The following is a 14,310-nucleotide window of genomic DNA, read 5'->3' on the forward strand; positions in this document are numbered from 1 at the left end:
AAACTTTTTTTCGTTACTATAGTCATAAGGGTAGGTGTTGAATATGGTTAAAGATAGATCAACGAGACAATCTGTTTTGGAATTATTGAAAAAGAAACAAGAATTATCAGTCAGTGGTTTAAAAGAGCATCTAGACATAACTGAAATGGCAGTAAGAAAACATTTGATCAAATTGGAAGGGGAAGGATTAATCTCCTCACGGACGGTTCGACAACCAATGGGCCGACCAGTGATCTTTTATCAACTCACTAAAGAAGGTAACGATCTTTTTCCAAATAATTATGATAAAATTGCTGTCGAAATTTTGCATGACATAAAAGACTCTATGGGACTTGACGCGATTGATACATTATTTAACAATCGTGAACAGCGGATGCGTAAAAAGTATGTGCGGAAGATTTATCAAGATGACCCATTAAAAGAGCGGGTACAACAATTGGTTGAAGTCCAAGAGGACAGTGGATATATGGCCGAATTAGTAGAAGAAGAGTCATCAGAAACGGAAGACAATGTGACCGTCACATTTGAACAGTTTAATTGTCCGATTTCAGCCATTGCTAGTGAATATGATAAACCGTGTGAATGCGAATTAAAGTTGTTTAAAGAAGTGCTAGGAACGGATGATGTTGAACGGGTAAGTTGTATCGCTAAAGGCGGTAAAAGTTGCCGGTATGTCGTAAAAGATGAAAAAAAGGCGGCCGTCAAGTCAAAGTAGTGCTATTATTATATGTCATTCATATAAATACAAAAACGAGGGGCTATTTAATCAGTTAAGTGGCCCCTCGTTTTAATATTTTTTTAATTCATCCATAGCCACTTGTAAAAAACGATCAATCGTTTTTTGTTGTTTAACAGGAAGCGTCCGATAAAGGTCAAGTTGAGTTTGTAAGTGTTTGTTCTTAATTATGAAGTCAATCAATTGGTGAAGTGATGACTCGTCTAAATTGTTAATGGTTTCCTGATAGTGTGCTTGGTAATCGCTTAAAACAAAGGTTGTCTCAGGTGCTACACCGATAAGTGTGTCTAGCGTTATTTGGAATATGTTACTTAATTTTAGCGCTGTAAGTAGGTCTGGTAGCACATGTCCATTTTCCCATTTAGCCACAACAGAACGTGAAACTTTTAACAAGTCAGCGAGTTGTTGTTGAGTAAATTGATGTTTTTGTCGGTAATGTTTTAAATTATGAGGGAATTGATATAAAACCATAGTTTTTCACACTCGTTTTCTAAAAGTTATCTTTATAGTATGTGCCCATCCTATCATGTTTTATGTAAATACTTATGATATCGCTTGTTCTTAAAGTGTTTAAAATATATAATGTTCTTAAAAAGAACAGAGAATGGTGGGAATATGAAAACATGTCTATTGTTTGACCGTGCTCAAGCAGAAAAAACCAAGTTTCTTCAATCTGATTTAAACGTACTAGGTAGTATTCGAGTTGAAAAGTATCAAGTGAACTACGATACGATTGAATTTCATTTGGAGGTTGACTCAAAAGAAATCGTGTGGGAGATAGTCCATCAATGCCTGGAAGTTAATTTGCCTCACGGTTTTGGTTTTAGTGACGACCCGACTAAACGCCATGAAGAAGCAATACTTAAGCTCAAACAGTACCATCGTTAGAGGGAGTGTGCGATAGGCTCAAATATGCTAAACTGACAGTAGTGATTTAATGGGGGTGTTGTTGTGCCAGAAATATCTAAGATATCGATTCAAAAAAAACGCGCTGATCGCTACAATATTTTCTTTAAAAGTAGTAGTGGTAAAGATGAGTATGCTTTTAGTGTGGGGGAAGATACTTTAATCAAAGAAGGTCTCAGAAAAGGTTTGACCATTGACGACGTAAAAATAAACGCGTTAAAGCGAAGGGATGATACAAATAAAGCTTTTAATAAAGCGCTCCATTATCTTGCTCAGAGAATGCGCTCAGAGTTAGAAGTACGGGAGCGATTAGTAAAAGATGATTATGATCCCGAACAGATTGATGTCGTCATCACACGGCTATACCGGGAAAATCTGTTGAATGAAAAGGCTTTTAGTGAAGCGTTTGTTTTAACAAAAAAACAAACAACGATGAAAGGTCCTCAAGCCATTGAGAAAGAATTAAAAGAAAAAGGGATCAAAGAACAGGACCGTCTTTATGGTCTTTCGTTTTATACTGAAGCAGATGAGATTGAAAAGGTGTCTAAATGGATACAAAAACAACAATCGAAACAGAAGAAGTTATCGCATAAGTTATTTAAGTTAAAACTTAAGCAACAGCTAATGCAAAAAAGGTTTTTCAAATGATGCTATTCAATTAGCAATGGAAAATAGTGTAGAAAGATTACCTGAAGAAGATGAGTATCGAGCCTGTCATATTCAAGGAGAGAAAATCTTAAACAAAAAAGCGCGAAAATACACAGGATATGAATTAATTCAACAAGTGAAGATGGGTCTTTATCAAAAAGGTTTTCCAATGGATACAATCGATCGGTTTATCAATGAAGAAATAAAAACAAGCGAGTAAAGGGCAACCTTCTCGCTTGTTTTTGTTTGTTTTAGACGACACCTAAATGAATTAAGTCAGCAACAGCATCATGGACGTGGCGAACGACTTTTTGTGCATGTGACTGAATCACGGCTGGTGCGTCCTGCATGGCATAACTATAGCCTGTAAGTGACAACATATGTCGATCATTAAAACTATCGCCGATAGAAACAGTGTGATCCATATGTGAATGGGTCTTTTTAATAAGTGCCTGTAAAGCGTGGCTTTTATCAGCTCCCTTTGGGACAATATCTAGACATTGTTGCGCTGAAAGAAAAGTAGACACGTCATCAGGGAATGTTTGATTAATCTCTGTTTCTAATGCTAATAACGCCTCTGTATCTCCAAGCAACATGAACTTTGATGTGGCAAAATCGTTATGTAGCGCATGTTTTAATTCCGGTTCAAAAATAAGCGGTGTCTTAAATAAAGCTTGTAGTGTCTCAATCATGGAGATATCTTTGGCGTAGTGGATATCATCAAAGTTAGAGATTAGACAAGGGAAATCATAATGATAAAGAAAATCAAAGAGCTGTATGCTTATATTACTTGAGAATGTATGAGCATATATTTCTTGATTATCTTTTGAAAAAGCGAACGTGCCATTTTGACTGATGCGATGGCCGGTTATTTCCAACTCTTCAAACACGGCTTTTACTTCACGGTCAGAACGCCTGTTGCGATCGTAATATCAATGCCTTGATTATATAAATGTTGCAAGGCTTGTTTATCTTCTTTAGTGATATATCGGTTCTGCTGTAACAACGTGCCATCTAAATCGGTTGCAAACATAGTAATCATAAATCTTATCCTCTCTATTTTAAAAAATGGGCGAATCATAGGCTGTTTAGTACACGGTATGGTTATAGACTTGAATCAGTTACGTCTAGTATAGCTGAAGAAGTTCGAAAAAGAAAAGCAAAAGCCCGCGTGAGCTTTTGCTTTATGAAGGTTAGTCCGCTTGATGCGGTCAAGTAAGAGAACATGGCAGCTATTCTTCAATCAGTAACTTATCTTGCAATTTCTCTTCAGAAAAGACCCAGCCCGTATACGAGCTAAGGATATCAAGATTATTGGAGATATTGACGACCGCCACGAATGGATAATGATCTTTCGCCCGGTAACGCAAATCGATAAATCGAACCTCAGTATAGTGATCGTATTCTGTGATTTCATGTCTGTAGACGGAAGAAAATGATAAAAAGGCGGCGACGTTTTTATCTGTTTTTGCTGTCGCAATTAACCGATTGTTCGGTAGTGGCACACGGTCAAATTTATGCACGATTTGAATCGTCCCGTCTATAGACCGTGCCACATAAAAACTGTTTTCAGTCGTAATGCTAACCGCCAAATGCTCTGTTTAATTGTTGGCGAGGCGTAAACACCTTCAACATCGCCGAAATACAAGGTTAATTTTTTGACCATTGCTTTTTTCTCTAAATAACGTTTGATATAATAGAAAATCAGTAAAAAATATATCGTTAAGAAGACAATGGTTGGATTTAATCCAAGCCCCCACAATACAAAACCAATAATGTGAGCAACAAAAATAACAGGATCAAATGTATTAATAAAACCTAACGCAATCCATCGATTCGAAAACGGTCGTAATGCCTGCGTCCCGTATGCATTAAAGATATCGACAAAAACGTGAATGACAACAGCGAGTGCCGTCCACCGGTATAGTGTGCCATAATCTAGGTTAGGAACAGCGATGTAAATTAAAAATGAAATAAACCACCCCCAAAATAAAACGAGAGGAATAGAATGTGTGATACCACGGTGGTGTCTTAAATAAACCGCATTACTTTTTAATTTTAAAACCGTATCAAAATCAGGTGCGTGTGAGCCAACAATTGTGCCAACTAAGACGGCACCAAATAAGACAGGATTTTCAGAAATGGCTGGGTCAGCTGTTGCAATCCCACCAAGTGCAATTCCCATTGTAATATGTGTTGCCGTATCCATATGACTCACTCCTTTAAACTTACATGAAAATAGACTATAGTTATTAGTAGCCATTTTTCTATGAGATTAAACCTGATACGGTATGATTTGATGAGAAAATACAAATGATAGACAGAGATGATAAGGAGAAAGTTATGAATAAACAACAGAAAGAAACAAAGAAAGACGAGCGTTACCTTGAGCAAATCACTCGCATAGATGCGGTGGATTTTTTACTGTTCCGTCAACAATTAATCGATTGGTATCAAACAATCAAACGAGACTTACCGTGGCGAAAAGATCAAGATCCTTATAAAGTGTGGGTCTCAGAAATTATGTTGCAGCAAACACAAGTCGAGACAGTCATTCCTTATTTTAATCGTTTTATCGAACAGTTCCCTACACCAACGGTACTCGCAGAAGCGGATGAGGATCAAGTATTAAAAGCATGGGAAGGTCTTGGGTATTACTCGCGGGCTAGAAATTTGCATGCAGCGGTTAAAGAAGTAGCAGCAACTTATGAAGGTAAAGTGCCAACAGATAAAGAACAGTTACAATCGCTTAAAGGTATTGGCCCTTATACTTTAGGCGCTATTATGAGTATTGCATACGATGAGCCGGAACCAGCAGTCGATGGCAATGTGATGCGCGTATTATCACGAGTATTTATTATCCAGCATGATATTAAAAAAGTAGTAACACGCAAAATATTTGAAGCTTGGTCAGACAATTAATTGATCCTGATCGCGCGTCTGACTTTAATCAAGGGCTGATGGAACTCGGTGCACTTATTTGTAAGCCAACACAACCGAAATGTCATGAGTGTCCACTTCAATCGGTTTGTCTAGCTCATAAAGAAGGCATCGAAACGACGCTACCTGTTAAATCGAAAGCCAAAAAACAACGGAAAGAGCATTTTTATGTTCCGGTCATTGAATCGGTGGATGGTCATATATTAATTGAAAAACGACCGAGTGAAGGTTTGCTTGCTAATTTGTATCAATTCCCAATGATTGATCAGTCAGAAACAGACCGAGAACTTCTTGCTGATTACGTGTCTGCTTATTATCAAACGACGCTTGATAATCCATCCGCATTACTACCAGTGAAACATGTGTTTAGTCATATCATTTGGTCATTAGAACCAGTCGTACTAAAAACAGACACACTGTTTCCGGTTGAAAGCCATCAACAGTGGGTAAAGAGAAGTCAGCTTAGCCAGTTTGCTTTTCCTGTGCCTCATCAAAAAATTTTGCAACAGCTTTAAAGGCAGTCAGTTTGATCATTTTCTTGATAGCGGTATTATAATGGTGGATATTGTTAAGGTTAAAAACTTCCGAACTGGTTAGATTATCAGGTAGGGAGGTGAGTGATGATGACAAATAAAAAAAATGCTCGCACAAACCAAAGAAGAAAAAAGTAAGCAATGGGAAAAGCGTCAGAAAGAAAGTCTCGGTATGTTTGATACGGAATTTGCGAATGAATTTAACGTAAAACATGCAGAGGCGAAAAGTGAAACACGTCGTAACAATGAACGTGAGAAAAAACAAGGAAAGTGCTAATTAGACGGGGCTCATGACGAGCTCCTTACATAAGCATCATCACGACGTCATCAACACTTTTATCATTTAGATCATTAAAAGAGGCAGCTATCTAGAAATTTCAAACCTTATGATTTCAATTTTACCTCAAAATCGTTATAATAAGAGAGATAAATGAGATTATAAATAAGAAAGGAAGATAGGATGCCTGGCCCTAAAATCGGTCGACCAGTTAAAATTAAAAGCTATAAACATAATGGGCAGCTCCATCGAACCTGGCAAGAAACAACTGTATTAAAAGCAACGAGTACGAAAATAATTGGTGCGAATGATCGTACCCGTGTAGTTGAGAGTAACGGGCGCTCGTGGTTAACCCGTGAACCAGCTATTTGTTTTTTTTACACAAAACATTGGTTTAATGTGATTAGTATGCTTCGTTCAGATGGAATTCATTATTACTGCAACATTAGCTCACCCTTCGTCTTTGAGAATCAAGCCATCAAATATATTGATTATGATCTTGATGTGAAAGTCTTTCCGGATATGACTTATACGCTCTTAGATGAAGATGAGTATGAACTACATGGAAAGGAAATGAATTATCCGGGGGTAATGGATAAGATTTTATGGGATAGTGTGGATGAATTAACACGTATGATTAGGCAGCGTAAAGGACCGTTTTCTCATGAAACAATTGAACAACTATATGAACTCTTTTTAACGTACAGATAAAAAACGCGAAGCTAATGAAGAGCTTCGCGTTTTTTATGATTCTCGTCGAGATTTTCTTAGCTTGAATGCTTATCTTCTAAGTCACGGTACTTAGGAATAATATCTAACTTCTCATCACCGTGGAACTGATCGTAACTATTCAATAACTTTTGTAAGTGCGTGAGATCTTGATGGTAGTTCATTAACATTGATGCGAGTGGTAAGAAAATTAAGTAATCCATTTCATTCTTTTGATAGAGATCAAGTAATTGATCGACGACATCTGGAATATTAGATTCATTTAAGTGCTGATATTCCTTATTTTTCCCGCGTTTAATTTTCCGCATAAAGCCAAGCATAATATGCTCATGCGCGTGTATCACTATATCGATTTCATGAATAAGTCGACGTTGAAGTTCTTCTGGCATTAATTTCGCTCGATTATCGACCTTTTGAATAGAGCGTAACACACGGAAACTCCTGTGGGTTGTTTTTATTAATTGGCGAAATACAACGAGCTTACGCGCACGAACAGGATGTTTTTTCTTTCTAAGAACGCGTTCTTCTGAGAATAAAGCATACAATTCATCCATCCGGCGTAATTCTTTTTCAATACGTGTCATCTCTTTTTTTAATGACGGATCGTCAGATAAATGACGCGTCGTTATTCTTAACCACTTAAGAATTTCAGTTGTAATTTGATTAATTTGCTGAAACAAAGTCGTTTCATAACGAGGTGGTATAAATAATAAGTTAACTAAAAAGGCAGAGAAAATACCGAGCATAAGTGAAGAGAAACGCATCAAACCAAATAAATAAATGGGCATCGTGGTTGTTTCCATAACAGAGATAACCGCAATCAAAGCGATGGAGACAGCGCTCTTCTCGATTTTCAAAAAGCGACATAAACTAATGACAAACATAACGGATAAACCAACAATCATCGGATTGTTTCCTAATAGATAAGCAAAAGTGATCGATGTTGTTACACCAATAAAGTTCGCTTGAAGTTGCTTGAGTGTGGTGATATAGGACTGATAAATAGACGGTTGAATAGCAAAGACCGCTGCAAATCCAGCAAATACGGTCGATGGAAATCCGATAAGCGCAGCCGCGTATAGAGCGATTGCGACAGCAAGTCCGGTTTTAAACATACGTGCTCCTAAACGCATGTGATGTGTTGCTCCCTTCTAAAGAAACGTTGTTAGTAGTATATTGCCGGTATTAACGTGGTATAAACAAAAAAGGACCCTTTCTATAGAGAAACTAGGTTTCTCCTCTGAAAAGGCCAAGAACTTTCATGCTTTGAAGGGAAGTCATACAAAATTGACAAAAATAAAGCATGAGTTGAAATATGAAATTTCATAGTAACTATAGCATATTCAGAATAAATAATCAATTCAAAAATTAATAAATATTCATAATATTGTATAATAAATAGAAATAGTAGTTGGTCTTAATTTTATTTCATTTGACTGAAAGCGTAATCAACCGCTTTCAATGTTTGATCGATTTCTTTATCGGTATGGGTGATTGTTAAGAACCAAGCTTCGTATTTTGATGGCGCTAAATTAATACCTTGTGCTAACATGAGGTGGAAGAATTCACCGAATTTTTTGGTATCAGTTGCTTCCGCATCTGCATAATTTCTGACAATATTATTCGTAAAATATACAGTTAAAGCACCTTTTAAGCGATTGACGGTCACATCGACATGATGTTTCTTGGCGTGTGCTAAAATGCCTTCTTCTAAGCGTCGGCCTAACCGATCCATCTCCTCATAAATCCCGTCTTCTTTAAGAACTTCTAAACAAGCGATACCCGCCCGCATGGATAGAGGGTTACCTGCCATTGTTCCTGCTTGATAAGCGGGTCCAAGTGGTGCGACTTGTTCCATAATATCTACACGTCCTCCGTAAGCGCCGATTGGTAAACCACCACCGATAACTTTCCCAAGTGCAGTTAAATCAGGCTCAATCTTATACAGTTGTTGGGCACTTCCGTACGTAAAGCGAAAAGCAGTAATAACCTCATCGTAAATGACGAGTGAACCATTGGCGTGTGTTAATTGATTAACCTCCTCTAAAAATCCAGGATCAGGCTCAACAATGCCGAAGTTCCCGACAATCGGTTCGACGAGCACGCAGGCAATCTCATTGCCCCAAACGTTAAGCGCTTGTTTGTAAGCTTCAATATCATTAAATGGTACGGTAATGACTTCGCTAGCCGTACCTTTTGTCACACCAGCAGAATCAGGGTTACCTAATGTAGACGGTCCAGACCCTGCTTGTACAAGGACGATATCACTGTGACCGTGGTAACAACCGGCGAACTTAATCACTTTTTCGCGCTGAGTATAGGCGCGAGCAACGCGAATCGTTGTCATGACGGCTTCTGTTCCAGAATTAACAAAGCGAACTTTTTCTAAAGAAGGAATGGCGTCTTTCAGCATTTTCGCAAAGGTATTTTCTAATTCTGTAGGTGTACCATAAAGCACTCCTTTAGCCGCTTGGTCTTGAATCGCTTCGGTGATATGTGGGTGGGCATGGCCAGTCACGATAGGTCCATAAGCAGCTAGATAATCAATATATACATTATCATCAACATCATAAAAGTACGGACCAGAGCCATACTTCATGTAGACCGGCGTTCCACCTCCGACGCCTTTATAAGCGCGAGAGGGTGAATTTACCCCGCCCACGATATGTTTTTGAGCTTCTTCGTGTAAAATTTCCGATTGTGTGTGTTTCATTTAAAAACCTCCAAGTTTTAAATCTCGTGTTCTATTATACATGAAAAGCCAGACCTTAGAGACGTGTGAGTCAATAATTTCTTTATCCATATTAAATGTTTAGTTTTTATACCAACGGGTATTGTAATTATTAATGGATCAAAATCATGTAATAAAGAATGAGGTGGTGGGATATGACAGAAGAGAGGATCAATCAGTATGTTCAATCACATGATGAAAAGTGGCAAACGGCTTTTTTGACTTTATATGAAACGATTAAGAGACATATACCAGAGGGGTTTAGAGAATCCATGCAGAATGGTATGCCATCATTTATCGTTTCGTTAGAGCAATATCCTGCGGGTTATTTGCATGATGCGAAAACGCCTTTACCGTTTATAAGTTTAGCCATTCAAAAACATCATATCGCTATTTACCACATGGGGATATATACTAATGACGCTTTACTTAAGTGGTTTGAAGAAACGTATCCATTGCATATGAAAACGAAACTCAATATGGGAAAGAGTTGTATTCGATTTACTAATCCACACACCATTCCGTTTGAATTAATCGCTGAGCTTGTGAGTAAAGTTTCGGTGGAAGAATGGATAAAGCAATATGACGCATCGGGAAAGAAATGACTTGTATCAATCGTTATCAGTAGATGATTAGTTGAAATACGTTAATTTCAGTTATTTATAATACTATATAGAAGGAGATGTTTTAAATGGCCGTAACTATTGGCAGTGAAGTACCTAAATTACCAATCATCACAAGTGAAGGTGAAGAAATATCGTTAAATGATTTTAAAGGAAAGAAATTGGTAGTATATTTCTATCCTAAAGATGAAACGCCGGGTTGTACGAGAGAGGCTTGTGAGTTTCGTGATTTACATGATGAATTTGAGAAACTTGGAACGGAAGTTATCGGAGTAAGTCCAGATTCGAAAGAAAGCCATGAAAAGTTTAAGAAAAACCATGAACTTGCGTTTACCTTAATTGTAGATGAAAAACATCATTTAGCTGATGAATTTGGTGTATGGGTATTAAAAGAGAAAGAAGATAAAACCTATCATGGAAATGAACGGTCAACGTTTATTATTGATGAAGATGGTATTATTAGAAAAGAATTCCGCGGGGTAACAGTACCAGGTCATGCGGCGGAAATTTTAGAAGAAATTAAAGGAATGTAACACCTTTACCGCTAGTTATTATGCTAGCGGTATACTTTTGATGTGACGCCAATCGTTGTGATCTATCCTTTCCTTAATCAGGCGTGAACGTTATAATTGTAAAGAGCGATCATTGATCGGCGGATGCTGTTCTAACGAATGAGAAATAGGGTAAGGTATCATGTGAGTTAGAAAAATGTAAAATAATAAAATGATAGAATAAAAAGTAAGGGTGAGAACGATGCAGGTGATTTCAACAACGCGGTTAACTGAAAACTTAGAACAAAAACTGGTGCATGATTATCCAAATGTTACTTTTCGCTTCTTTTCATCGATTGAAAAGGTCACGAATGTAAGTGAAGCAGAGGTATTGATTACCTATGGTGATGATGTAACAGAAGCGATATTAGAACAAGCTACAGCACTAAAATGGATTATGGTCATTTCTGCTGGGTTAGATGAGATGCCGTTAGCATGGATTGATGAACAAAACATTCGTGTAACGAATGCGCGAGGGATACATAAACATCCGATGAGTGAATATGCAATGGCGATGTTGCTTGGGCATTACCGAGAGATGTTTACTTTTTATGAGCAACAAAAACAACATAAGTGGAATCAAAGAGTAAAAACGAAAGAAATAAATAATCGCAAAATGACCATTGTAGGGGCGGGTGCGATTGGTGAAGAACTAGCACGCTTAGCCCAAGCGTTTGATATTGAAACGACGGCTGTGACAAAGTCTGGCGGTAAGCGCAATAACTTTAATCACAGTGTGACGTTAAATCAAATTGATGACGTGTTAGAGGATAGTGATTTTGTCGTGTCTATTCTGCCAAGCACACAAGAAACGCGTCCGTTTTATCTACCACATCACTTCACGTGTATGAAATCATCAGCAGTCTTCTTAAACATGGGTCGTGGTGATGTCGTAGAGGCAGATGTATTAATAAAGGCACTTGATGAAGGTGATATCAGTCATGCCATTTTAGATGTGGCACCACTTGAGCCGTTACCAGAAGGGCATCCATTTTGGGATCATGAAAAAATAACGCTCACGCCGCATATTTCTGGTAAGTCATCACAATACTTGCCGAGAGCGATTGCCATTTTTCAAGAGAACTTATCGCAGTATCTTGTTGACGGAACACTGACTATTAATCATATTGATTTAAAGAGGGGGTATTAATATGCGTATTTATACACGCTCAGGAGACTCAGGCGAAACGTCACTCGTGTCAGGTGAACGTGTGCAGAAAAATCATTTACGAGTCGAGGCTTATGGAACGGTAGATGAAGCCAATGCGGTGATTGGTTACGCTGTTTCAACCGTCGATCAAGGTTTGACATGGTCGTTATCTGACCGGAAGGTACTTTTAACTAGTATGGACGATGTTCAAACAATGTTGTTTCACGTTGGGTCTGAGTTATCGACTCCAACAGGTAAAACGGTCCCATGGCCGGTTACTCAACAAGCGGTTGATCGGTTAGAAAAGATTATTGATCGATTAGATAGAGAAGTGCCACCCTTAAAGCAATTTATCTTACCATCGGGTCATCCAACAGCCGCCGCCTTTCACCATGCTCGTACCATTGTTAGACGTGCGGAACGTCTAACTGTAGGGCTAAAGGAAGAAGTCAATCCGTTGGTTCTTGTATATTTGAATCGCTTAAGCGATTTATTGTTTGTGGCGGCAAGATTTGTCAATACGTTTAGTGCATATGATGAAAAAACGTTCCAATATATAACGGATGATAATGAAGCGGAAGAATAACATACATTTTCTTTATGAAATAGCTGGCGCGCCCAGCTATTTTTATTTGACAAGGTGGCTAGTTTCTTAGTAAACTAATTATAAAGATTACAATGTAATAATTGTAGTCAACCAATAACTAAGATTATCTGTAACTTATTCTCAGTTAGTGACATTAGTGTTGGAATAAAAGAAGGAGAGGTGGATGTCATATGCATGAACATCATGATCACGAACACGACCATACACATGATGAAATAAAAGAAGCGGTAGAACATTTAAAATCGTCAGGCGTTCGGATCACGCCTCAACGACATGCGGTACTTGAATATTTAATTGAAGCTGAAATTCATCCGACAGCAGATGATATTTATAAAGCACTTGAAGGAAAATTTCCTAATATGAGTGTGGCAACGGTCTATAATAATTTGCGAGTGTTTAAAGATATTGGTTTGGTAAAAGAATTAACATACGGTGATGCGTCAAGCCGATTTGATTACAATACAACCAAACACTATCATGTTATTTGTGAATCATGTGGGAAGATTGTTGACTTTCATTACCCAAGCCTAGATGAGGTGGAAGCTTTGGCTGAAACAGTGACTGGCTTTGAAGTGAGTCATCACCGCATGGAGATTTACGGCACATGTCCGGATTGTAAGGAAAAACATTAAGAAGCTAGGAATGAAAGTATTAAATAATGATACAATAAAGTCTCTTGCGATTCTGTGGGAGACTTTTCTTATTTTTAAAAAGATAGAGAAAAATATGAAGGAATTAACTGAAGTTATGTCGAATGATGTTTTAAGAAGCGGAATGTCTGAGAGGGGATAAGTTTATGTTTGGAGAATTGCGTAGTTATATCAGGCTTATACAGGAGACGATGATACAGTAGGTGTGATTCAAGTCGATAAAACATCACGTCAAAGTCCTAATACGGATGGCTTTGATACGATTTTATTAGTTGTAAAGGAAGCGGACGAAAAAATCTGGTCAGTGAAACATTATCAAATAGAGGATGCAACGGTTGCACTTCACCTTGTGTCAAGTAAACGTTTAGAAGAATGGATTAAGTTTTCAACTTATAGACGAATGATTCAGTGGATTAGCAAGGGGAAGGTGTTATTTGATCGAAATGAATTTTTAAATGAACTGAAACAAGAATTGGATCGTTTTCCTGAAGAGTTACGATCGGTGAAACTGACGCAAGAATATGCGAAAGCCATTCGGATGTTTAAAGAAGCGGTTCAGTTGTATGATACCGATGAAGAACTCGATTGCTTTAATAAGGTGCTAAGAACATTACATAGTATTGGTAGGTTAAGTGTTGTTAAAGAAGGTTTTTATCCAGAGCTAACGGGTTGGCAACAAATTAAGCGACTGGACTCAGGTACGTATAAATTATATGAAGAGCTTGTATTAAGTCATGAGCCGATAAAACAACGAGTGGAATTAATGTTATTAGCGATCGATTTTACATTATCCAATAAAGTAACAGAGGCCTCCGAGCATTTGATAAGTATCATGGGTGACGATGCTTGGAAAGTAGATGACTTAAAAGAAACGGTAAGAGATTTTGATTATCATCTTGATCTTGCCATATTAATGGCGTACTTAATAGAGAAGAAAATGATTAAAGTCGAAGAAGTACAATCAAAAAATCCTCATGTTAAGCACCGATATTACCGTGTGAACGAGCAGGTGAGAGACAAGTGATGCGCTTGTCTTCTCATTCGTTTTAAAAAAATACAAATTATCCTTGACGGTAATGAGTAAGCCGTGCTATAGTTATAAACGTTGCTTCGGCAACAAGAAAAAATAATTGACACGATGAAAAATACTGTGTTATATTATAAAAGTTGCGCTCATCAAATAAAGCGAATGTAAAACAAAACTTTTTAAAAAAGTTGTTGACACAAAC

At 37.7% G+C, this 14,310-nt stretch carries 17 protein-coding genes and 3 pseudogenes; 15 read left to right on the forward strand and 5 right to left on the reverse strand.

Going from position 1 to position 14,310, the window contains the following annotated elements; translation table 11 throughout:
• The first annotated feature begins 43 nt into the window (after positions 1 to 43).
• Positions 44 to 715, forward strand: a complete 672-nt coding sequence (locus JCM19043_RS06780; protein WP_062321136.1) for a metalloregulator ArsR/SmtB family transcription factor — start codon at positions 44 to 46, stop codon at positions 713 to 715.
• Positions 716 to 787: 72 nt separating this feature from the next.
• On the opposite strand, the gene JCM19043_RS06785 is transcribed toward JCM19043_RS06780, so the two are convergent.
• A complete protein-coding gene (locus tag JCM19043_RS06785) occupies positions 788 to 1,207 on the reverse strand; it encodes a helix-turn-helix transcriptional regulator (RefSeq protein ID WP_062321138.1) in 420 nt (139 codons plus the stop codon).
• Between the two features lie 144 nt (positions 1,208 to 1,351).
• Between JCM19043_RS06785 and JCM19043_RS06790 the strand changes: the two genes are divergently transcribed.
• From JCM19043_RS06790 to JCM19043_RS06800, 3 genes are all read left to right on the forward strand, one after another.
• The gene (locus JCM19043_RS06790) at positions 1,352 to 1,624 is read left to right on the forward strand and encodes a hypothetical protein (RefSeq protein ID WP_062321140.1); all 273 of its coding nucleotides are present in this window, start codon (positions 1,352 to 1,354) and stop codon (positions 1,622 to 1,624) included.
• A 63-nt stretch (positions 1,625 to 1,687) separates the two neighbouring features.
• Complete coding sequence (locus JCM19043_RS06795) at positions 1,688 to 2,290, forward strand: RecX family transcriptional regulator (protein WP_062321142.1); 603 nt, start codon at positions 1,688 to 1,690, stop codon at positions 2,288 to 2,290.
• A 16-nt stretch (positions 2,291 to 2,306) separates the two neighbouring features.
• A complete protein-coding gene (locus JCM19043_RS06800; protein WP_062321145.1) occupies positions 2,307 to 2,510 on the forward strand; it encodes a RecX family transcriptional regulator in 204 nt (67 codons plus the stop codon).
• Between the two features lie 31 nt (positions 2,511 to 2,541).
• Here JCM19043_RS06800 and JCM19043_RS06805 read toward each other — a convergent pair.
• Positions 2,542 to 3,371, reverse strand: a pseudogene (locus JCM19043_RS06805) (HAD family hydrolase).
• A gap of 151 nt (positions 3,372 to 3,522) precedes the next feature.
• A pseudogene (locus tag JCM19043_RS06810) lies at positions 3,523 to 4,499 on the reverse strand (metal-dependent hydrolase).
• Between the two features lie 134 nt (positions 4,500 to 4,633).
• Between JCM19043_RS06810 and JCM19043_RS18740 the strand changes: the two are divergent.
• From JCM19043_RS18740 to JCM19043_RS06820, 4 genes are all read left to right on the forward strand, one after another.
• Positions 4,634 to 5,212 (forward strand): A/G-specific adenine glycosylase, encoded by a 579-nt coding sequence (locus tag JCM19043_RS18740; RefSeq protein WP_369813797.1) that lies wholly within the window; start codon positions 4,634 to 4,636, stop codon positions 5,210 to 5,212.
• Complete coding sequence (locus JCM19043_RS18745) at positions 5,197 to 5,745, forward strand: NUDIX domain-containing protein (RefSeq protein WP_369813799.1); 549 nt, start codon at positions 5,197 to 5,199, stop codon at positions 5,743 to 5,745. The genes JCM19043_RS18740 and JCM19043_RS18745 overlap by 16 nt, the downstream gene beginning before the upstream one ends.
• Positions 5,746 to 5,869: 124 nt before the next feature.
• On the forward strand, positions 5,870 to 6,040 hold the full coding sequence (locus JCM19043_RS16345) for a hypothetical protein (RefSeq protein WP_156321355.1): 171 nt from the start codon (positions 5,870 to 5,872) through the stop codon (positions 6,038 to 6,040).
• Between the two features lie 183 nt (positions 6,041 to 6,223).
• The gene (locus JCM19043_RS06820) at positions 6,224 to 6,751 is read left to right on the forward strand and encodes a DUF402 domain-containing protein (protein ID WP_062321149.1); all 528 of its coding nucleotides are present in this window, start codon (positions 6,224 to 6,226) and stop codon (positions 6,749 to 6,751) included.
• A 56-nt stretch (positions 6,752 to 6,807) separates the two neighbouring features.
• On the opposite strand, the gene JCM19043_RS06825 is transcribed toward JCM19043_RS06820, so the two are convergent.
• Together JCM19043_RS06825 and JCM19043_RS06830 are read right to left on the reverse strand one after the other, a co-directional pair.
• The gene (locus tag JCM19043_RS06825) at positions 6,808 to 7,902 is read right to left on the reverse strand and encodes an aromatic acid exporter family protein (RefSeq protein ID WP_062321152.1); all 1,095 of its coding nucleotides are present in this window, start codon (positions 7,900 to 7,902) and stop codon (positions 6,808 to 6,810) included.
• Positions 7,903 to 8,192: 290 nt separating this feature from the next.
• On the reverse strand, positions 8,193 to 9,482 hold the full coding sequence (locus JCM19043_RS06830; protein ID WP_062321153.1) for a glutamate-1-semialdehyde 2,1-aminomutase: 1,290 nt from the start codon (positions 9,480 to 9,482) through the stop codon (positions 8,193 to 8,195).
• Between the two features lie 173 nt (positions 9,483 to 9,655).
• Between JCM19043_RS06830 and JCM19043_RS06835 the strand changes: the two genes are divergently transcribed.
• The 7 genes and pseudogenes from JCM19043_RS06835 (at position 9,656) to JCM19043_RS18130 (ending at position 14,105) form a co-directional block, all read left to right on the forward strand.
• Positions 9,656 to 10,105, forward strand: a complete 450-nt coding sequence (locus JCM19043_RS06835; protein ID WP_062321155.1) for a DUF1801 domain-containing protein — start codon at positions 9,656 to 9,658, stop codon at positions 10,103 to 10,105.
• Between the two features lie 86 nt (positions 10,106 to 10,191).
• Positions 10,192 to 10,656 carry a thioredoxin-dependent thiol peroxidase gene (gene bcp / locus JCM19043_RS06840; RefSeq protein ID WP_062321157.1) on the forward strand — a complete coding sequence of 155 codons (465 nt, stop codon included), beginning with the start codon at positions 10,192 to 10,194 and terminating at the stop codon, positions 10,654 to 10,656.
• A gap of 220 nt (positions 10,657 to 10,876) precedes the next feature.
• Positions 10,877 to 11,824, forward strand: coding sequence for a D-2-hydroxyacid dehydrogenase (locus JCM19043_RS06845; protein ID WP_062321159.1), 948 nt, complete (start codon positions 10,877 to 10,879; stop codon positions 11,822 to 11,824).
• 1 nt (position 11,825) lies between these two features.
• The gene (locus JCM19043_RS06850) at positions 11,826 to 12,410 is read left to right on the forward strand and encodes a cob(I)yrinic acid a,c-diamide adenosyltransferase (protein WP_062321161.1); all 585 of its coding nucleotides are present in this window, start codon (positions 11,826 to 11,828) and stop codon (positions 12,408 to 12,410) included.
• A 191-nt stretch (positions 12,411 to 12,601) separates the two neighbouring features.
• A complete protein-coding gene (gene perR / locus JCM19043_RS06855; RefSeq protein WP_062321162.1) occupies positions 12,602 to 13,063 on the forward strand; it encodes a peroxide-responsive transcriptional repressor PerR in 462 nt (153 codons plus the stop codon).
• Positions 13,064 to 13,259: 196 nt separating this feature from the next.
• Positions 13,260 to 13,568 (forward strand): annotated as a pseudogene (locus tag JCM19043_RS18125) (nucleotidyltransferase-like protein); the annotation flags it as partial.
• A gap of 276 nt (positions 13,569 to 13,844) precedes the next feature.
• Complete coding sequence (locus JCM19043_RS18130) at positions 13,845 to 14,105, forward strand: hypothetical protein (RefSeq protein WP_255349946.1); 261 nt, start codon at positions 13,845 to 13,847, stop codon at positions 14,103 to 14,105.
• Positions 14,106 to 14,310 lie beyond the last annotated feature (205 nt).

The sequence above is a fragment of the Halolactibacillus sp. JCM 19043 genome (assembly GCF_001310395.1).
GTDB lineage: Bacteria > Bacillota > Bacilli > Bacillales > Amphibacillaceae > Halolactibacillus > Halolactibacillus miurensis.